At 56.8% G+C, this 17,958-nt stretch carries 18 protein-coding genes; 10 read left to right on the top strand and 8 right to left on the bottom strand.

What is annotated here, in order from left to right:
• The first annotated feature begins 1 nt into the window (after nt 1).
• On the top strand, nt 2-667 hold the full coding sequence (locus ACFQ14_RS05080; RefSeq protein ID WP_377211621.1) for an NUDIX hydrolase: 666 nt from the start codon (nt 2-4) through the stop codon (nt 665-667).
• Nucleotides 664-1,893 carry a CCA tRNA nucleotidyltransferase gene (locus ACFQ14_RS05075; protein WP_377211620.1) on the top strand — a complete coding sequence of 410 codons (1,230 nt, stop codon included), beginning with the start codon at nt 664-666 and terminating at the stop codon, nt 1,891-1,893. The genes ACFQ14_RS05080 and ACFQ14_RS05075 overlap by 4 nt, the downstream gene beginning before the upstream one ends.
• 20 nt (nt 1,894-1,913) lie before the next feature.
• Here the strand turns inward: ACFQ14_RS05075 and hemF are convergent, their stop codons facing one another.
• Entirely contained in the window at nt 1,914-2,828 is a 915-nt protein-coding gene (gene hemF / locus ACFQ14_RS05070; protein ID WP_377211619.1) for an oxygen-dependent coproporphyrinogen oxidase, read from the bottom strand.
• Between the two features lie 152 nt (nt 2,829-2,980).
• Between hemF and ACFQ14_RS05065 the strand changes: the two genes are divergently transcribed.
• Both ACFQ14_RS05065 and ACFQ14_RS05060 read left to right on the top strand, forming a co-directional pair.
• Nucleotides 2,981-3,241 (top strand): hypothetical protein, encoded by a 261-nt coding sequence (locus ACFQ14_RS05065; RefSeq protein ID WP_377211618.1) that lies wholly within the window; start codon nt 2,981-2,983, stop codon nt 3,239-3,241.
• Nucleotides 3,242-3,252: 11 nt separating this feature from the next.
• Nucleotides 3,253-3,711 carry a GNAT family N-acetyltransferase gene (locus ACFQ14_RS05060; RefSeq protein WP_377211617.1) on the top strand — a complete coding sequence of 153 codons (459 nt, stop codon included), beginning with the start codon at nt 3,253-3,255 and terminating at the stop codon, nt 3,709-3,711.
• On the opposite strand, the gene ACFQ14_RS05055 is transcribed toward ACFQ14_RS05060, so the two are convergent.
• Nucleotides 3,708-4,163 (bottom strand): tRNA (cytidine(34)-2'-O)-methyltransferase, encoded by a 456-nt coding sequence (locus tag ACFQ14_RS05055; protein WP_377211616.1) that lies wholly within the window; start codon nt 4,161-4,163, stop codon nt 3,708-3,710. The genes ACFQ14_RS05060 and ACFQ14_RS05055 overlap by 4 nt on opposite strands.
• A 243-nt stretch (nt 4,164-4,406) precedes the next feature.
• Here ACFQ14_RS05055 and ACFQ14_RS05050 point away from each other — a divergent pair, with 243 nt between their 5' ends.
• From ACFQ14_RS05050 to ACFQ14_RS05040, 3 genes are read left to right on the top strand one after another with little or no spacing between them, the layout of a single operon-like run.
• On the top strand, nt 4,407-4,661 hold the full coding sequence (locus ACFQ14_RS05050; RefSeq protein WP_377211615.1) for a hypothetical protein: 255 nt from the start codon (nt 4,407-4,409) through the stop codon (nt 4,659-4,661).
• Between the two features lies 1 nt (nt 4,662).
• Entirely contained in the window at nt 4,663-6,525 is a 1,863-nt protein-coding gene (locus tag ACFQ14_RS05045; RefSeq protein WP_377211614.1) for an ABC transporter ATP-binding protein, read from the top strand.
• A gap of 31 nt (nt 6,526-6,556) precedes the next feature.
• A complete protein-coding gene (locus tag ACFQ14_RS05040) occupies nt 6,557-8,392 on the top strand; it encodes an ABC transporter ATP-binding protein (RefSeq protein ID WP_377211613.1) in 1,836 nt (611 codons plus the stop codon).
• On the opposite strand, the gene ACFQ14_RS05035 is transcribed toward ACFQ14_RS05040, so the two are convergent.
• The 3 genes from ACFQ14_RS05035 to ACFQ14_RS05025 are packed head-to-tail and all read right to left on the bottom strand — an operon-like array spanning nt 8,389 to nt 12,324.
• On the bottom strand, nt 8,389-9,243 hold the full coding sequence (locus ACFQ14_RS05035) for a fumarylacetoacetate hydrolase family protein (protein ID WP_377211612.1): 855 nt from the start codon (nt 9,241-9,243) through the stop codon (nt 8,389-8,391). The genes ACFQ14_RS05040 and ACFQ14_RS05035 overlap by 4 nt on opposite strands.
• A gap of 16 nt (nt 9,244-9,259) precedes the next feature.
• Nucleotides 9,260-10,198, bottom strand: coding sequence for an alpha/beta fold hydrolase (locus ACFQ14_RS05030; RefSeq protein ID WP_377211611.1), 939 nt, complete (start codon nt 10,196-10,198; stop codon nt 9,260-9,262).
• A gap of 56 nt (nt 10,199-10,254) precedes the next feature.
• The gene (locus ACFQ14_RS05025; protein WP_377211610.1) at nt 10,255-12,324 is read right to left on the bottom strand and encodes a lytic transglycosylase domain-containing protein; all 2,070 of its coding nucleotides are present in this window, start codon (nt 12,322-12,324) and stop codon (nt 10,255-10,257) included.
• Between the two features lie 263 nt (nt 12,325-12,587).
• On the opposite strand from ACFQ14_RS05025, the gene dapA reads away from it, so the two are divergent.
• The 3 genes from dapA to ACFQ14_RS05010 are packed head-to-tail and all read left to right on the top strand — an operon-like array spanning nt 12,588 to nt 14,448.
• Nucleotides 12,588-13,454 (top strand): 4-hydroxy-tetrahydrodipicolinate synthase, encoded by an 867-nt coding sequence (dapA, locus tag ACFQ14_RS05020; protein WP_449301297.1) that lies wholly within the window; start codon nt 12,588-12,590, stop codon nt 13,452-13,454.
• A 29-nt stretch (nt 13,455-13,483) separates the two neighbouring features.
• A complete protein-coding gene (gene smpB / locus ACFQ14_RS05015; RefSeq protein ID WP_377211608.1) occupies nt 13,484-13,960 on the top strand; it encodes an SsrA-binding protein SmpB in 477 nt (158 codons plus the stop codon).
• Nucleotides 13,960-14,448 (top strand): GNAT family N-acetyltransferase, encoded by a 489-nt coding sequence (locus tag ACFQ14_RS05010; RefSeq protein WP_377211607.1) that lies wholly within the window; start codon nt 13,960-13,962, stop codon nt 14,446-14,448. Before smpB ends, ACFQ14_RS05010 begins: the two co-directional genes overlap by 1 nt.
• On the opposite strand, the gene acpS is transcribed toward ACFQ14_RS05010, so the two are convergent.
• The 3 genes from acpS to ACFQ14_RS04995 all read right to left on the bottom strand — a co-directional run bounded on the left by acpS (nt 14,445) and on the right by ACFQ14_RS04995 (nt 17,858).
• Complete coding sequence (acpS, locus tag ACFQ14_RS05005) at nt 14,445-14,837, bottom strand: holo-ACP synthase (RefSeq protein ID WP_377211606.1); 393 nt, start codon at nt 14,835-14,837, stop codon at nt 14,445-14,447. The genes ACFQ14_RS05010 and acpS overlap by 4 nt on opposite strands.
• Nucleotides 14,834-15,487, bottom strand: a complete 654-nt coding sequence (locus ACFQ14_RS05000) for a DUF2062 domain-containing protein (RefSeq protein ID WP_377211605.1) — start codon at nt 15,485-15,487, stop codon at nt 14,834-14,836. Before ACFQ14_RS05000 ends, acpS begins: the two co-directional genes overlap by 4 nt.
• A gap of 115 nt (nt 15,488-15,602) precedes the next feature.
• Complete coding sequence (locus ACFQ14_RS04995; RefSeq protein ID WP_377211604.1) at nt 15,603-17,858, bottom strand: RelA/SpoT family protein; 2,256 nt, start codon at nt 17,856-17,858, stop codon at nt 15,603-15,605.
• Nucleotides 17,859-17,958 lie beyond the last annotated feature (100 nt).

Below are 17,958 nucleotides of genomic sequence, written 5' to 3'. Positions count from 1 at the left end.
CGTGAGGGTGATCGACGAACCGCAATACTCTGCCGCCGCCTTCTGCAAAAGGTTGGAAGAACGTTTTGCTCGTCGTGCGGATGTTATGGCGGCGATTGGCGGCGACGATCGGTTGAACCCAGGCGACCGTGAGGAGTTCATGGATCGCGATTTCAAACACGCGGCTGTGCTGATCCCCGTGATTGATCGCGGTGATGATGCGCACGTTCTGCTGACCCAACGCGCAGAACACCTTTCCAGCCACAAGGGCCAAATAGCCTTTCCTGGTGGCAAGATTGACCCCGGCGAAACGCCGGAAGAGGCCGCCACGCGCGAGGCGTGGGAGGAAGTGGGCTTAAACGACAATGCGGTGCAACTCATCGGCACGTTTGGCGACTATTATTCCGGCTCCGGCTACCGCATCACGCCAGTCGCCGCCAAAGTGCGGCCCGACTATGAAATGGTCATCAACGAAGACGAAGTCGCCAGCGCCTTTGAGGTGCCGTTGTCGTTCCTGATGGACCGCGAAAACCACCGCATCGAAAGCCTCACTTGGAAAGAGCGCGAACGCCATTTCTTTGCTATGCCGTTCATGGATGAAAGCGTAAACCCGCCTGTAGAACGCCGCATCTGGGGCGTGACGGCGGGGATTATCCGCATGGTTCAGGAAAGGGTTTATGGCGGATGATTGCGCCTGCAAGAATCGATCAGAGCTGGCTGCATTCCCCGGCCTTGCAGGAACTTCTTGCCCTATTGAACAGCGATGGTGGCGAAGCCAAAATCGCTGGCGGCGCCGTGCGCAATTCGCTGCTCGGTGAAGCTATCAAAGACGTGGACGTGGCGACCACGCTTATTCCTGCTGACGTGACGATGAGGCTGGAAGAAGCGGGCCATCGGGCCATTCCTACAGGTATAGACCATGGAACCGTCACCGCGCTTATCGACGGTGAAACCTTTGAAGTGACAACCCTGCGTAAGGATATCGACACCGATGGCCGTCACGCCACGGTGACGTTCGGCACGGATTGGCTGGAAGATGCCGAGCGGCGCGATTTCACGATGAACGCACTGTATTTGGAAGCCGATGGCACGGTGTTTGACCCGCTCGGTGGCTATGGTGATCTAATGGCGCGGAACGTGATTTTCATCGGAATGGCCGAAAAGCGCATCGAGGAAGACTATCTGCGCATCCTGCGTTTCTTCCGCTTTTTCGCTTGGTACGGCACATTCCGCCCCGATGCGAAGGGGCTGATGGCCTGCACACGACTGAAAGACGGCTTGGATGATTTGTCCGCCGAACGCATTTGGCAGGAATTATCGCGCATGTTGGCCGCGCCGGACCCGTCTCGCGCTTTGCTTTGGATGCGTCAGACTGGCGTGTTGTCAAAAGTGCTTCCGGAAAGCGAAAACTGGGGCATAGATGCCATTCACGGGCTTGTCGAAGCGGAACAGGAGCTGGGATGGGACGCCGATGCTGTACTGCGGCTTATGTCGATCATCGCGCCGATGGAAGACAAGGTCGCTGGTTTGGCGGAACGGCTGAAACTGTCGAACAAAGTGCGCGACAGGCTGATTGCTTGGGCAGGGCAGGAGAGCTTGCCGAAAAAGCAGAGCAAACAAGAATTCGACGCCATGCTCTATCGCAGCAACGTTCAAGCCGTGTCGGACCGTATCCGCCTGGATTGCGCGACCGCTATTGGCAAAAACGATGAAAAACGTTCAACAAAACTCGCCAAGCGACTCAAAAGAATCGCAAAATGGGAAAGGCCGGAATTGCCAGTGCGCGGTCAGGATTTGCTGGACGCAGGCATGAAGCCCGGCCCCCAAATTGCACAAACTCTCACGCGCCTTGAAGAGGTATGGATTGCGTCCGGTTTCAAAGCGAGCCGAGAATTCCTCCTTGCGAAGGTCTGACAAGCTCTGACAAGGTCTGCCTAGGGAAATTTCACCACGGGCGGCATGGAAGAGAGAATGCTGTTTACATTGCCCCCCGTCTTCAATCCAAATATAGTACCGCGGTCGTGCAGCAGGTTGAACTCGACGTAACGACCTCGCCGAACCAATTGTTCTTCGCGGTGTTCATCCGTCCAGGTCTTTTCCATGTTTGCCGCTACGATCTTCGGGTAGATATCGGCAAAAGCGCGGCCTACGTCTTGCGTGAACGCGAAGTCTGCATCCCATCCGCCATCTTCGTCGCTTGAATGTTGGTAGTCGTAAAAGATACCGCCAATACCACGCGGTTCGTCGCGGTGGGGTAGGTAGAAATACTCGTCGCACCACTCTTTCATCATCGGATAATCAGCAACCGCGTGAGCATCGCAGGCTTCCTGCATGGCTTTGTGGAAAGCGATTGAATCCGGATCGTCTTGCACCCGCCGCGCATCCAGTACGGGGGTTAGGTCTGCGCCTCCGCCGAACCACTGGCGGGTCGTGACAACTTGGCGTGTGTTCATGTGAACAGCAGGAACGTGCGGGTTTTGCGGGTGGCAGATCAGCGAAATGCCAGATGCCCAAAAACGGGGGTCTTCATCACCACCAGGCATTTGCGCCCGGAACGCCTCGGAAAATTCCCCATACACTGTAGAGACATGGACGCCCACTTTTTCAAAAACGCGGCCCTTCATGATCGACATAACGCCGCCGCCGCCCTTGCCGTCGTCACGGCTCCACGGCGTGCGTTCGAAGCGGCCCGGTTCCTGATTAGACAATGGGCCTTCAACCGCATCTTCAAGCGCTTCAAGCCTTGCGCAAATGTCGTCGCGCAGTGTTTCGAACCAATCCCGTGCAGTTTGCTTTTTCGCTTCGATGTTTTCAGGCAGCCCAGCGGGCAAAGCGTGGCGGTCGCGCATGTGTCAGTTTCCGTGGACAGTCATTGTGTCCACGAAGTGCCATAGTCTTGGCGTAGCAGGCAAGCCTTGTTTGGAAAGCCATACTTGACTCCTCGTGCCGCAGTTTCCCATTTTATGTGCGACAGACACATTGTCTGCGGAGTATCGCGTCCATGAGTGAATTGAACCACAACCAGCCATCCCATGCGCCAGCCTTGGAAAGAGCGCGGCAAGCTGCCGTTCGCCCCCGCAAAGACAAGGACGGCTTGGTGCGCGCCTGCTATCAGCTTCCGCGTGATGAAGCGCGTGCGACCGCGCAACAATGGCTCGATGATTTTCCCAAAGCTGCCTATTGGACCCGCGTTGAAAGCTGGCGTTTACTGCCGGATGAAACGATAGAGTTCACCATGGTGCGCTTGCCAACGGCGGACTGAGCGTGGCGGCAATGCAAGTTCGGCTAGCTCTGTCTGAAGCCGACATTGAGACCTGCTTCCGGCTGCGCCACACGGTATTTGTGGAAGAGCAGGGGGTGCCCGAAGAGTTGGAAATCGACGAGGCCGACTGTCTGAGCGCGGTGCATTTTCTTGGACTGCTTGATGATGAACCCGTTGCCGCCGGCCGGATGATTCCGCTGGAGCCGATGATCGAGAACAACACACGATACAGCGGAACAATGAAGATCGGCCGTCTGGTTGTGGTGAAGAGCCACCGCGGAAGAGGCTACGGCGACAACATGATGGCCGCGATGCTTGACTATGCGAGAATCCATCCGGCGGTTACACAAATTGTGCTGGACGCGCAGACAGACGCGCTGGGCTTTTATGAAAAACTCGGTTTCAAAGCCCAAGGCGACGACTTTATGGATGCAGGCATTCCGCATCGCCACATGGTAAAAACCCTCTAACGTCCGATCTGCCGTAAAGCCTCGCCCGCGCCCATCGCAACACTCATCGCCAGATTGAGAGAACGCGCCTGCGCCGCCATGGGAATCGTCACGCGTTCGTCGCAACTTTCGTGCACATCGTCTGGCACACCGGCAGTCTCGCGGCCAAAAAGCAGGCAGTCGCCTTCATTGTAGGAGAAATCCGTATAGGCGCGTTCCGCCTTCGTCGTGAACAGGATCAGCCGAACCTTTTCCTCGTCCCGCCATTTCAGAAACTGCTCCCAATCCGTATGGCGCTGGAGAGCCGCTAATTCCAGATAGTCCATACCCGCCCGGCGTAAGCTTTTGTCATCAAGCCGAAAACCAGCAGGCTCGACGATGTGAACACGGCAGTCCAAACACGCCCCAAGGCGTAAGATCGTGCCAGTATTGCCGGGGATGTCCGGTTGGAAGAGGGCGATGTGGAGAGGCATGGTGGCTCTGGTGAAAATCCAAAATGTTGCAGCTAGACATGGTTTGTGAGCAGACTTACCCTTGCCGCAACTGCCAGACGCCAGTTATGGAGCAGCAGAACGAAACCGCAAGGAGAACTGCGATGATCATGTACGTTTCCCTTTTGCCCGCCACCCACGAGGTCGGCGCTCGCTAGCGGCTTTCGCAGAGGATTAGCTCCCGAAAGCCTCCACGCAAGGCTTTCAATTTTCGGAACTGATCCAATGACTGACAATACCAAAATCAAACCGCGCAAGCGAAACCACATCAATAAGTGGCTGGTCGCCACACTGGTCGTCATCTGCGCCTTGCAGGTTGCGACGGCGTTTGTGGTCACCCGCCATGTTGTCACGCTTCCAAGTGAGGCCAGCCCGCACTACAACAAGTGTGAGCCCGGACACGCATTGCGTCCGAAGTTCCCGCGTGCTTTCCCCGATGCGTGCGCCACGGCGCCGATCAATCACAAAAGCAGGGCCTGACATGTTGAGCCGACTTTACACATGGTTTGAAGGCTTCATTGAGCCTTATCCGCCAGAAGAACCGACCACGCCTCCCAAAGGGCTGGTCGCTTTCTGCTGGCATTATTCCAAAGGCATCTGGCCCTGGCTTGCGCTGATGGGCGTATTGGGTGCGCTCGTCGCTGTGATCGAAATTTCGCTGTTCGCGTTTTTGGGAAACATCGTCGATTGGCTGTCCAATGCGGACCGCGAAACTTTCCTCCAGCAGGAGGGGGCGTATCTTGTCTGGATGGCCTTCGTAACGGTTGTCTTGCTGCCGCTGATCATTCTGGCGTGGTCGTTGGTGTTGCACCAAACGGTGATCGGCAACTACCCGCAAATCATCCGCTGGCAGGCCCACTGCTATATGCTCGGCCAGTCCATGCAGTTCTATCAAGATGAATATGCCGGTCGCGTCGCCACCAAGGTGATGCAGACAGCCCTTGGCGTGCGCGAAACGGTGATGAAAATCCTCGATGTTTTCGTTTACGTCGGCGTTTATTTTCTCGGCGCGCTCGTGCTGATCGCCTCTTTCGACACACTGCTCATGGTGCCGTTCATTGTCTGGCTGATCGCTTACGGCCTCACGATGAAATACTTTCTGCCGCGCATGGCTGTCATTTCGCGCAGGCAGGCGGATGCGCGTTCGTCGATGACGGGACGCATCGTCGATAGCTATACCAACATCTCAACGGTGAAGCTGTTCGCCCATGCAGGGCGTGAGATCACTTATGCCAAGGAGAGCATGGATAAGTTCCTTGAGACAGTGCACCCGCAAATGCGCCTCTCAACGGGGATGCATGTCACGCTCACGATCATCAACAAGCTGCTGCTGGCATCCGTTGGCGGCATAGCGATCTGGCAGTGGCTTGATGGTGCGGCGACCGTTGCCGCTGTTGCCGTCGCGGCTGCTCTGGTGACCCGCCTTAACGGCATGTCGCACTGGATTATGTGGGAAATGGCCGGTCTGTTTGAAAACATCGGCATGGCCATCGACGGCATGAACACGATCGCGCAGGAGCGCTCTGTTCTCGACAAGCCCAACGCCAAGCCGTTGACGGTTTCGAAAGGCGAGGTGCGTTTCGATGGCGTCACCTTCACCTATGATAAGCACGGCACAGTCATCAAAGACATGAACCTTACCCTCGCGCCGGGCGAGAAGGTCGGGCTGATTGGCCGCTCCGGCGCGGGTAAAACCACGCTCATGAACGTGTTGCTTAGGCTCTACGATATCAACGGCGGCAACGTTTCGATTGATGGTCAGAACATTGCCGAAGTTACTCAGGAAAGCCTGCGCTCGAAAATTGCTGTGGTGACGCAGGATACCTCGCTCCTGCACCGCTCCGTGCGCGAAAACATCGCCTACGGCCGCCCCGATGCGAGCGATGACGAGGTGATCGCCGCTGCGAAGAAGGCCAATGCTCACGAGTTTATTTTGGGATTGGAAGATGCCGAGGGAAACAAGGGCTACGACGCGCAGGTTGGCGAACGAGGCGTCAAACTCTCCGGCGGCCAGCGGCAGCGCGTAGCGATTGCCCGCGTGTTCCTGAAAGACGCGCCAATTCTGATTTTGGACGAAGCCACGTCTGCGCTCGATTCTGAAGTGGAAGCCATCATTCAGGAGCAATTGTTCAACCTGATGGAAGGCAAGACCGTGCTCGCAATTGCTCACCGCTTGTCCACCATAGCGAATATGGATCGGCTTATTGTTCTGGATGGGGGCGAAATCGTTGAGCAGGGCACCCACGATGAACTGGTGGCCAACGGCGATCTCTACGCTTCTCTCTGGGCGCGGCAATCGGGCGGTTTCATCATTGACGAGGCAAGCGACGTGGCGGCGCAATAGCGCCCGTCGCTCGCCATCTCTAGCGTAACCCATGGACCAGTTTTTCCGATTCTTCGAACGTTTTGCGCGGCCCTTTGAGCGGCCCGATCCCGGTCGGCCGCCAACGAGCGGCATGGGCTTCATTCGCCACTATGCCAGCCAGATGCCCGGCATGTTTATTGCCATGCTGGTGCTTGGTGGCATCGTGGCGCTGGTTGAAGCTGCGCTGTTCACCTTTGTCGGCTGGGTGGTGGACATGATGAACGCTTCGGGCCCGCAGAGTTTCTTTGCCGATCACGGAGCGACCCTGTTGTGGATGGCCCTACTCGTGGGTGTCGTGCGCGCCATTCTGTTTGTCGCCACCGCTGCGCTGGAAGAACAGATCGTCGTGCCGGATTTCTTCACCTTCGTGCGCTGGCAATCCCACCGCGCCATCTCGCGTCAGGACGTTTCTTTCTTCGACGAGGAAATGGCAGGCCGTGTTTCCAGCAAAATCTGGCAGGCCGGGCAGGCGGCGGGCGATTTCATGGTCAGTCTTTTGCAGATCATCTGGTTCATTGCCGTCTTTGCCTTCACCACTCTCGTTGTTCTGGCGTCGCTGGATTGGCGCTTGCTTGTGCCTGTGCTGATCTGGTTCGGCGGGGTGGCCGCAATCGCCTTTATCATCATCCCCAAAATTCGCGACCGTGGCCGTGCAACAGCCGACGCAACCGCTCGCGTCACAGGCCGCATCGTGGACGGTTACAGCAACATCCGCACGCTCAAACTCTACAGCGCGGAGAATCGCAACGATGCCTTCATCCGCGAAGCGTGGGACAATGTGCTGACGGTTCTGCGCAGTTTCACCCGCGCCGTTTCCGGCATGCGCATGGCTTATCATGCCATGTCTTCGGTAATGCTGGTCATCATCGCTGCGCTGGCGCTCTATCTCTACACCACAGAGGCACTGAGCGTTGGCGAAGTCTCCATCGTTCTGGCTCTTTGCCTTCGGCTCAACCTGCTTATGGGTCGGATGCTCGGCCTGCTCAACGGTCTGTTCCGCAACTTCGGCACAGTGCAAAATTCCGCAGAACTGATCGCTCGTGAACCGACCATTAAAGACGCCGGCAACGCGAAGCCACTTGGCGAAGCCCGAGGTGAAATCGAGTTTAAGCAGGTGAGCTTTGCCTATGAAGGCACGGATGCTGTGATCGAAGACTTCAATCTTACCATCCAGCCGGGCGAGACGGTAGGCATTGTCGGCCAGTCGGGTGTTGGCAAAACCACGTTGATGAACCTACTGCTGCGCTTTCACGATATTGATGGAGGGGCAATCACCATCGACGGCACCGATATCACATCAGTCACCCAACCGTCGCTCCGCGCCCAGATGGGTATCGTCACCCAAGACACCGCCCTGCTGCACCGCTCGATCAAAGACAACATCACATACGGCAAACCCGATGCGACTGACGCGGAGGTCGAACAAGCGGCCCGCCGCGCCAAGGCGCATGAGTTTATCGTGAAGCTGAAAGATGTTCGGGGCAGGACAGGTTACGACACCCATGTGGGCGAACGTGGCGTGAAGCTTTCTGGTGGCCAGCGCCAGCGAATCGCTCTTGCCCGCGTGTTCTTGAAAAACGCACCGATATTGCTGCTGGACGAAGCCACATCCGCGCTCGATTCAGAAGTTGAAGCGGCCATTCAAGAGCATTTGGCCGATCTGATGGAAGGCAAAACTGTGGTCGCCATTGCCCACCGTCTCTCCACCCTACAAAACCTCCAGCGCATTATCGTGATGGAGGAGGGTAAGATCGTCGAGGACGGAACGCACCAGGAGTTGCTTAAGGCCAAAGGCGCGTATTTCCGGCTTTGGGAGCGGCAATCGGGCGGTTTCGTTGGCGGTTAAGCCTCGTTGATCACGCCGTTGACCAGCGTGCCAACGCCTTCAACCGAAACCTCCACCACATCGCCCTGTTTCAGCCAGATCGGCGGGTCGAACCGTGCGCCCGCGCCTGTTGGCGTACCGGTTGCGATCACGTCTCCAATTTGCAGAGTGGTGAAGGTGGAGAGGTATTCGATGATCTTGGCGAAAGGGAACGCCATCGAAGCAGTCGTGTCGCTCTGGCGCACTTCGCCGTTCACCCGCGTTTCAACCGTCATATTGGTTACATCGATTCCGGAAAGATCAGTCTCGATCCAAGGGCCAAGGCCACCCGTGCGGTCGAAGTTTTTGCCCTGCGTGACATTAAACTTGGCATGCCGCACCCAGTCGCGGATTGTGCCTTCGTTCATGATTGTCAGACCGGCCACGTGGTCCAGCGCCTTCGCCTTTGAAATACGGCGTCCCGGACGTCCAATCACCAGCACAATCTCGCCCTCATAATCGAGTTGCTCTGATTCCGGCGGAATGACCAGATCGCGGCCATGCGGAACGAAGGAAAGTGGGCCGCGCATAAACACCGAAGGGTTCGTCGGCGCTGCTTGGCCGTCCTTATATTCCTCGTTGCGGTTCATGTAGTTTACGCCGATGCAGAATATCCTGCCGGGATCAGCGATGGGCAGATCAAGGCGGTAGTCGCTCACAAATTCACGGGCGCCATCCACATGCGTCTGCGCTTTGGCTTGCAGTCCATCTTCAAGGAAGGCCCGCATTGACGTAACACCGCAGGCTTCGGTCAGGTCCACCAGCCCTTCTTCCGTCATAGCGCCAATGCGCGGGCCGCCGAGATTGGCTGATGAATAAGTAACGAGGCGCATGGGTTTGGTTCCAGTTTCAAGAATGAAGAAAAGCAGCGATTTCGACGGCCAGATCGTCTTTGGTCAGCAGCGGGAAGTGCCCCTGACCAGCAACCACACGTTCCAAAAGAGTGGGGCAAATATCGCGCATCTTGTCGATGATCCTCTGCGTGATCAGTTGCGATTTCTCACCACGCAATGCCATCACCGGGCGCGCCGCAAAGATTTTAAACTCGTCCCAAAGCAGTGGCTGGCGATCTTCGAAATTCATGGAGTCAAAATATCTGGCCAACGCTGCGTCGTAGGCGGGTTCTGCGGTCAGCTTTTCGCCATCATGCCAGGCAGCTTCCACCTTTTCGCGCCAATCCGGCTCGCCAAAAGCCGGAAACATGGAGCCCAGCATGTCTTTTTCGCGCTGGATAGCGTCTTCCAAAGTCTTGGCTGGGGTGTGATTTTTGGCAAGCGTTCGAACGCGGGCAATGCCCACATCGTCACGTTCTGGCGCAGCGTCATTCAAGATCAGCTTCTCAATCAGGGCAGGGCGCTTGGGTGCCATCAGCAAGGCAGGCAAAGCACCGCCTGCATTCGCCAGCAAAGCGACCTCATGGACGTTGAGAGCATCGCAAACGGATATGATATCCTCAGCGGCTATCAGTGGCGAATACGTCGCTACGCTGCCGGCGTCAGAACCGCCACGCCCACGCAGGGATACGCTGTAAAGGGCGGTTGGTCCGTTTTCCTGCATGAGCAATTGCCGCGCGAAACGGTCGAATTCCATTGCGTTGCCAAGATCGCTCGGGATGCACAAAACGGGCAGATGGTTGCGCTTATTTCCGCCGTTACGAACCCGGTAGCGAAAGCCTCTTAGCTGCACAGCATCGCGCATCGAAACGGCAAACGGCGTGCGCTCAACGAAGACTTCGCTCACCTTTGCGTTGGCGGGAAAACGCTCTGTTTTCTCAAAGTTCAATGCCACAGCTCACCCCTTGGTCAGCGCGCACCATATCCACGAAAGCTCAATCGCGAAAGCCGCTAAGCGCCGCGTCCACGGCGCAAATCGCTCTCGATGGTCAGCTTGCTGCCCTCAATGCGGCGTTTGTAGACTTGGAGATTTTCCATCACGCGTTGAACGTAATTGCGTGTCTCAGAAAACGGAATTTTCTCGATCCAATCGACCACAAACTCCAAGGATGCGCCGCGCGGGTCGCCGTTGCGTTCAATCCATTGGTTCACGCGGGAAGGGCCAGCATTGTAGGCGATAAATGTCAAAATCAGCGAGCCGCCAAAGCGTTCCATTTGCTGGTCGAGATAAGCGGTGCCCAGAAGCGCGTTGTAGGACGCATCGCGGGTCAGACGCGATTTTGAATATTTCACACCGACGCGGCGGGCGGTTTGCTTGGCTGTTCCGGGCAACAATTGCATGAGGCCCAAAGCGTTGGCGTGGCTGCGGGCATCTATCTGGAACGTGCTTTCCTGCCGTGAAATCGCGTATGCCAAGGCGGTGCCGGATTTTCCAAGCCGTGCGTTTGAAGGGATAGCGCCCAAAGGCCAAGCCACCTTGTCCACTTCCATGCCGCGGCTGAATCCGGTCTTGCCTACTTGAAGGCCGAGCTGATGATCGCCCCGTGCTTCGGCACGGGCAGCCAAAAGCGCAAGATGGCCCGGCGTTTCCAAATGACGCGCGAGATGGCGATAAATCGTGCGGGCACGGTTCGGATGCCCTGCTGATTCCAGCTTTGCAATGGCCTGCACCAATTCAAAATTCGCAAAGGACGCGCGGTCATTTTTCGTAGGGCTTGCGGACGCGATGTTGATCTTCGAACGACCGCTCTTGATTGCGGCCAACTGGCCGTAAAAAGTCGTATCGTGTTGTGCGCCCTTTGCGTAGGCGCGGCGGGCGTCCTTTATGTTGCCATCGGCTTCCAGAGCACGACCATGCCAATAGTGTCCACGCGACAGGCTCACCGGCGTCGATGCGATTTTCACCAATCGAGCGAAATGCTGGGCAGCGGTTTTTGCATCACCAATTTTGCGCAACGCTATCCAACCAGCGAGAAACTCTGCATCCAATCGACGCTTGGCCGACTTCGCTACGTTTCGAGAGGCGAGGCTGTAGGCGGTCTTGTATTTTTTGATTTCGATCAGATCGGAAGCGAGGATCCGCTTCTCCACCCACAGGGCATCAGCAGCGTTTGGATGGACTTTATCGAGATCAATCGACAGCAATACCTTGGCTGCGCGGGACAATTGCTCCTTGCCGCGCAAATGGCGTGCGTGGCTGACAAGGTAATTAGGGTGAGACTTCTGCGAAGCGGGAACGGTGGCGAGAGCATCGGCTGCGCCGCGTTGTTTGCGCACTACAGCAGCGCGCGCTTTAACGAGGCGTGTCATACCAGCTTTGCCAGCCAGTCGCTCTGCTTCGCGCAAGCGGTTGATGGTGAGTAGGTATTCAATACGCGCCCGGTGGTCGTCGCGCGACAACACTTTGTCAAACGTATTGAGAATTGTGCGCTGATCGCTTTGCGACAGTTTGCGTGAGTGCCAGATTGGAGCAATGGCATTGCGGGCAACACTGCCGTCGCCAGCGTTGAGATGTGCCTTGGCGAGCGCAATGCTGGCTTCAAGACTTTCCGGCTGGGACTGGCTAAACGCCACGCGCAGCGCAGCGCTATTGCTTTCGCGCACCAATGCGCGTTCCACATTGATGCGCATCGTTTTCGCGCCCGGCCAGTTGGCCAGATCAGAGGAAATGCCAACCAAAGTGCGGGCAGGGACGCCGTTGCCGTTCATGGCAATGGCCCAATCGAGAACCTTGCGCTCCAGAGATCCGGCCTGCAATTGCTCGCGAGCGGCAAGCGCGTTCTGCATATCGCGTTTATCAAGTGCGGCAAGTCCACGCTTCAGTGTGGCTGATGCGGGTTTTATGTCGACCGAACCACGGGTGGAGAGTTTGCCAAACTGTGCCGCTGCGCCATAGGTCGACACGCTTCCGGTGCTGTTGGTGGCAAAAGAAGTGGCAACCAGCGCACTGCTCAGAGCTGCCGTCAAAGCTGCTTTGGCGACGATACGGGGTGTTTGCAAAATGAGGAAACGAGGGAACATTTGCGGGTCGCTCCGAAGATACGCGGGAGGATACTCAGTCGAGCGGTTTAACATGCCGCAAAGAGGTGAAGGCCGCGTTAACAAAACCTTACCACAACTGACGCAATTGCAGCTTTCGCCTTGCCGCGCCCGACCCGTATCCCTATGTTGCCGCGCTGAATAGACAAGCAATACGGTTCAAGTGTGACGGTGCCCAATGGTAGCCCGCGCGGACCTTTCCTGAGCGGAGATAACCAGTGTCCCTTCCCAAATTTCACGGCTCGATGCCCGCACTCGTCACCCCTTTTGCTGATGACGGCTCTGTCGATGAAAAAGCATTTGGCGACTTTGTCGAATGGCAGATCGGTGAAGGTTCTCACGGCCTCGTGCCAGTGGGCACCACGGGCGAATCGCCTACGTTGACACATGCTGAGCATAAGCGCGTAATCGAGATGACGATTGAGATTGCCGCTGGCCGCGTTCCTGTGATGGCGGGCGCTGGTTCTAACAATACCGAAGAGGCCATCGATTTTGCTCGTTTTGCGGCGAAAGTCGGCGCTGACGGTATTCTGGTGGTCACTCCCTATTACAACAAGCCGAACCAGAAGGGCTTGAAAGCACATTTTGGCGCGATTGCTGAAAGCATGAATCTGCCGATCTTCATCTATAACATTCCAGGCCGCTCCATAATCGACATGACCCCGCAGACGATGGGCGAACTTGCGCATGGATATTCCAACATTGTTGGAGTGAAAGACGCGACTGCGCAGGTCGACCGCGTGTCTGAACAACGGGCGACCTGCGGCAAGGATTTCATCCAATTGTCCGGCGAAGATTCAACCGCTTTAGGTTTTGACGCGCATGGCGGACACGGCTGCATTTCGGTTACTGCCAATGTCGCGCCTGCTCTGTGCGCGAAATTTCAGGAAGCCTGCTTGTCGGGTGACTTTGCAACAGCGCGGGAAATTCAAGACCGTCTGCTACCGCTGCACACCGCCCTGTTCATAGAGCCAAACCCGACAGGTGCTAAATATGCGCTTTCGCTGATGGGAAAAATGAACAATTCGATGCGTAAGCCGTTGATGCCCATAGATAAGGAAACCGAAGAAACGATGCGTGCTGCATTGGTTCATGCGGGTCTTATGAACTAACAAAGGGGGCCGCTGAGGCCCGCCCAAAAATGGCACCGAAGAAGAAGCCGGACAGCGGCAAAACGCTGTCGGAAAATCGCAAAGCCCGATACAATTTTGCCATCGAAGACACTTTCGAGGCAGGCATTATGCTGCTCGGAACCGAGGTGAAATCGCTGCGCACCGGCAAGGCAAACATCGCGGAAAGCTATGCCAGCTACGAAGACGGCGAGCTGTGGCTCATCAATTCGCACATTCCTGAATACGCCATGGGCAACCGCAACAACCACGAGCCGCGCCGCCGCCGTAAATTGCTGATGTCTCGGCGGGAAATCGACCGCCTTTCGCAAGCTGTCGCCCGCGATGGAATGACATTGGTTCCTCTGAAGCTGTATTTCAACGAGCGTGGCATGGCGAAATTGCAATTGGCATTGGCTAAGGGCAAAAAGAACCACGACAAGCGCGAAACGGAAAAGAAACGGGACTGGAACCGCGAGAAATCGCGTCTGTTGCGGGATCGCGGTTGATGGTGGAGGACGACGTCACAATCGAACGAAACCCTGATGGGGATTCGGTCGATTGGACCGAACTTCACACGCTCCTGAAAGATGCCTTTGCATTTATGGAAGGACGCATCGACCCGCCGTCGTCTCTAGACGCCATGTCCGCGGATGATCTGCGCCGCAAGGCGCGTGTCGAGACACTCTTTGTTGCCCGCCACAACGGCCACATTATTGGTTGCCTGTTTGCCCGTGATGAAGGCGGTTCGCTCTATATCGGCAAACTGGCTGTTGCGCAGGCTATGCGGGGGCAAGGCCTCGCCCGCCGCTTGGTGAATGCCGCGATCCGCCTAGCGAAAGAGCAGGGGGCTTTTGGGGTGGAGTTGCAAACGCGCGTTGAATTGACGGAAAACCACGCGGCTTTTGCAAAACTTGGCTTTGAAAAGGTCGGTGAAAGCGCGCATGCGGGATATGCCAAACCCACATCCATAACCATGCGCCTTGATCTCGACTAAAGCGCTTCGATAACGACGAAAGCCTGCGCCAGAGGGTAGTCGTCGGTGATTGTCAGATGAACATGCGCGGTCATTCCGTCCGGCGTCATGGCGTCGAGCCGAGTGGCCGCGCCGCCAGTCAATTGCATGGTCGGTTTGCCTCCAGGAAGGTTCACCACCCCCATATCGCGCCAGAAGACGCCGCGATTTATGCCCGTTCCCAGCGCTTTGGAGCAGGCTTCTTTAGCCGCAAATCGCTTTGCGTAAGATGCCGCGCGCATCCGGCGGCGATCGCTTTTGGCTTGCTCGACTTCGGTGAAAACCCGCTGCGTGAAACGGTCGCCAAACCGCTCCAGCGATTTTTCAATCCGGCGGATATCGATGAGGTCGCTGCCAAGACCGATAATCATACCGTCCTGCCTTTTTGTTTCGCCTGCGCCTCTGCCGCGAGTTTCCGCGCCCGCTCGCGCACGGCTTCGGCGCGCTTCATCACCGCATTGCGACGCCGCTCGCGAAACAATTGCGTGCCGCGTTTGGTCAGGAAGTAGGCGGGTATTGCAAACAATGGCCCCAACAGCGCCCCGCCAATTGTCATGGGGTAGAGGAGTGGAAACCAGATATCTGAAAGTCCCTGTCCCACCGCGTGAAAGTTCAAATCGAGCGTCGCATTGAACAATCGCTTCATGGTGTGGCCGATGCCCAAAGCCTCGTGGGCCATGCCATGGTTGCCAAGCAGATAGTTGCCGGTGTTGAACGTTGCCGTCCAGATGATGGGAAAAGTGAGTGGATTGCCAAAGAAAGTGCCGAGCGCAGAAGCAATCAAGCTGCCGCGCAATGCCCAAGCCAGCGCAAACGCGAACAGAAAGTGCAGGCCCATGAATGGCGTGAACGAGGTGAAAACACCCGCGGCCACGCCAGCGGCTATCGAGTGCGGTGTGGCTGTAATGCGCAAAATGCGCTTGGTCACATATTGTGTTGAGCGCAGCCAAGAACGTCGCGGCCAAATCCAAACCCGCAGCGTCTCCAGCAATGAGGCAGCCTTACGGCGTTTGAACAACATTAATCCAACTACTTCCCAGCCCACCGCCGCAAAAACCAACGGTTCGCCCCCTGCCTACACTATGGGCGTTAATAGGCCGTTTGTGGCGCAAGCGGGGCGCGAAAAAATGAAGCGGTCAGTCGTGGTGCCGTTCAACGCTGTTGACCACATCCAGACCCCGCAGTTCTGACAGCAGACGGTTGAGATGTTTCAAGTCCCAGACCTCCACCCCGAAAGTCATTTGCGTCAGCCCCTGTTCGGGTGAGGCAACATAGAGGTTGGCGATATTGGCGTCAGTCCGTGCAATCAAATCAGAGATTTCCGCCAGCACGCCAGGGCTGTTTACCGCCGTCAGCGCCACCTTGGCGGGAAAGCGGGCAGGATTGTCCTCGTCAATATCCCAACGCAGGTCTAACCACTGATCCGCACTGTCTTCAAATTTCTGTAATGCGGTGGCCTGGATCGGATAGACTGTGATGCCTTCGCCCGGCGTTAGAATGCCCACAATCCGATCTCCCGGCACCGCGCCGCCTTCCGGATCGATGGAAACCGGCAAGCCCTCGCCAGCGCCGCTGATGGGTATGGCAGCGGAGACGTCGCGGGCAGCTTCGGTGTGTTTCTGGTTTCGCAAGCCCGGTATGCGGAACATGATGTTGGCCACGCCCGTCATATTGAACCAGCCTTCGCCGCCTGCGCCGGTGCCACGCTGGCTGCGTTCTTTCTGGTAGTCAGGGAAGACGGCCTTGAGCACATCTTCCGGCGGAACCTCGCCCCGGCCCACCGCAGCAATTGCATCTTCCACTCGAGAGTAGGCCAGTTTTGACAGAACGGGCGCCAATTTTTTCGCATCGAAATCGTGGTTGGCACGGCGGAAGGTGGCGGTAAGAATTTTTTCACCCAGGCCGAGATACTGCTTTTGCCGCGCGACACGGGTTGCGCGGCGGATACCGGCCCGCGCTTTGCCCGTCATAACCACATTTTCCCAAGCCAATGGCGGGGTGTGGCCTTCCGAGCGAATCACGTGGACTTCGTCACCGTTGCGCAGTTTCGTCACCACCGGTGAGGCTTGCCCGTTGATGCGGCAGCCGACGCAGGAATTGCCGACATCGGTGTGAACCGCATAGGCAAAGTCGATTGCGGTTGCGCCGTTGGGAAGTGCAATCAAGCGGCCTTTTGGTGTGAAGCAGAAAACCTGATCGTGGAACAGTTCCAGCCGCGTGTGTTCCAGCACATCGTCGGGATGATCGCCTTCTGAGAGGTTTTCAACCGTGCGACGTAGCCACGAATAGGCGCGGCTTTCGCTGGCGTCCAACCCCTTCAGCGAGCCGGATGCCTCGGTAGTCTCCGGCGCCGAATAGATGCCGTCTTTATAGAGCGCGTGAACGGCAATCCCGTATTCCGCGATATCGTTCATTTCGTGGGTGCGGATTTGCAGTTCCACGCGCTGCCTCGACGGCCCGACGATTGTTGTGTGGAGTGAGCGATAGTCGTTCTGCTTTGGCGTCGAGATATAATCCTTGAAACGCCCCGGAACAGCTGCCCAGCGCGTGTGGACCGCACCAAGCGCCAAATAGCAGTGTTCAACCCGTTCCACCAAGACGCGAAAGCCAATGACATCCGACAATTGCTCGAACGAAATGTTGCGGCTTTCCATCTTGCGAAACACAGAATAGGGCCGCTTGTTACGGCTCTTCACAACCGCCTTGATATCGTAGGCCGCTAGATTGTCGAGCACACTCGTTTCGATTTCCGCGATGATGGACGCGCTTTTCTCGCGCAGTTTGGCGAGCTTTTCGTGGATGACGTCATGGGCTTCAGGGTTGAGCGTTTGGAAGGAAAGCTCCTCCAGCTCGTCGCGCAAATCCTGCATACCCATGCGTCCCGCCAAGGGCGCGTAAATGTCCATCGTTTCTTGGGCGATGCGCTGTTTTTTGTGCGCTGGCATGGCGCCCAGCGTGCGCATATTATGAAGTCGATCCGCCAGCTTCACCAACAGCACGCGAACATCTTCCGAAATCGCCAGCAGCAGTTTGCGAAGATTTTCGCCCTGTCGGGTCTTTTTGGAGACCAGATCAATCCGCTTCAGTTTGGTCAGCCCGTCGACCAACTGGCCGATATCGTGGCCAAACATCGAATCGATCTCTGCGCGGGTGGCGTCCGTGTCTTCAATCGTGTCGTGCAACAATGCGGCTACCACACTGTCTTGATCCAGCCGCAGGTCGGTGACGATGGCGGCAACTTCCAGCGGATGGCTGAAATACGGATCGCCCGATGCGCGCTTTTGGTGGCGGTGCTTGTGCATCGCGTAAACATAGGCGCGGTTCAGCAGATCATGGTCGATGTTAGGCGTGTAGCTCGCTACCCGATCGACAAGCTCGTGCTGGCGCATCATGGCGTTGGAAGATCCGTTTAACAGGTGATTATCCGTCACCTATAATTGTAGACGGGCAGGGCAGGCGGCAAGCAAAATCGCCTTGGTGCAGGCAATTTAG

It is taken from the genome of Pseudahrensia aquimaris (assembly GCF_042676045.1).
In the GTDB taxonomy this organism is placed as follows: Bacteria; Pseudomonadota; Alphaproteobacteria; order Rhizobiales; family Rhizobiaceae; genus Pseudahrensia; species Pseudahrensia aquimaris.
Note: the sequence above shows the minus strand (reverse complement) of the source record. Positions and strands in the feature narration are given on the sequence as shown.

Bases quoted from the DNA above. Each gene is read 5' to 3' on its own strand.
- ACFQ14_RS05075 (WP_377211620.1), top strand. From the start codon at position 664: ATGATTGCGCCTGCAAGAATCGATCAGAGCTGGCTGCATTCCCCGGCC.
- hemF (WP_377211619.1), bottom strand. From the start codon at position 2,828: ATGCGCGACCGCCACGCTTTGCCCGCTGGGCTGCCTGAAAACATCGAA.
- ACFQ14_RS05065 (WP_377211618.1), top strand. From the start codon at position 2,981: ATGAGTGAATTGAACCACAACCAGCCATCCCATGCGCCAGCCTTGGAA.
- ACFQ14_RS05060 (WP_377211617.1), top strand. From the start codon at position 3,253: ATGCAAGTTCGGCTAGCTCTGTCTGAAGCCGACATTGAGACCTGCTTC.
- ACFQ14_RS05055 (WP_377211616.1), bottom strand. From the start codon at position 4,163: ATGCCTCTCCACATCGCCCTCTTCCAACCGGACATCCCCGGCAATACT.
- ACFQ14_RS05050 (WP_377211615.1), top strand. From the start codon at position 4,407: ATGACTGACAATACCAAAATCAAACCGCGCAAGCGAAACCACATCAAT.
- ACFQ14_RS05045 (WP_377211614.1), top strand. From the start codon at position 4,663: ATGTTGAGCCGACTTTACACATGGTTTGAAGGCTTCATTGAGCCTTAT.
- ACFQ14_RS05040 (WP_377211613.1), top strand. From the start codon at position 6,557: ATGGACCAGTTTTTCCGATTCTTCGAACGTTTTGCGCGGCCCTTTGAG.
- ACFQ14_RS05035 (WP_377211612.1), bottom strand. From the start codon at position 9,243: ATGCGCCTCGTTACTTATTCATCAGCCAATCTCGGCGGCCCGCGCATT.
- ACFQ14_RS05025 (WP_377211610.1), bottom strand. From the start codon at position 12,324: ATGTTCCCTCGTTTCCTCATTTTGCAAACACCCCGTATCGTCGCCAAA.
- dapA (WP_449301297.1), top strand. From the start codon at position 12,588: ATGCCCGCACTCGTCACCCCTTTTGCTGATGACGGCTCTGTCGATGAA.
- smpB (WP_377211608.1), top strand. From the start codon at position 13,484: ATGGCACCGAAGAAGAAGCCGGACAGCGGCAAAACGCTGTCGGAAAAT.
- ACFQ14_RS05010 (WP_377211607.1), top strand. From the start codon at position 13,960: ATGGTGGAGGACGACGTCACAATCGAACGAAACCCTGATGGGGATTCG.
- acpS (WP_377211606.1), bottom strand. From the start codon at position 14,837: ATGATTATCGGTCTTGGCAGCGACCTCATCGATATCCGCCGGATTGAA.
- ACFQ14_RS05000 (WP_377211605.1), bottom strand. From the start codon at position 15,487: ATGTTGTTCAAACGCCGTAAGGCTGCCTCATTGCTGGAGACGCTGCGG.
- ACFQ14_RS04995 (WP_377211604.1), bottom strand. From the start codon at position 17,858: ATGATGCGCCAGCACGAGCTTGTCGATCGGGTAGCGAGCTACACGCCT.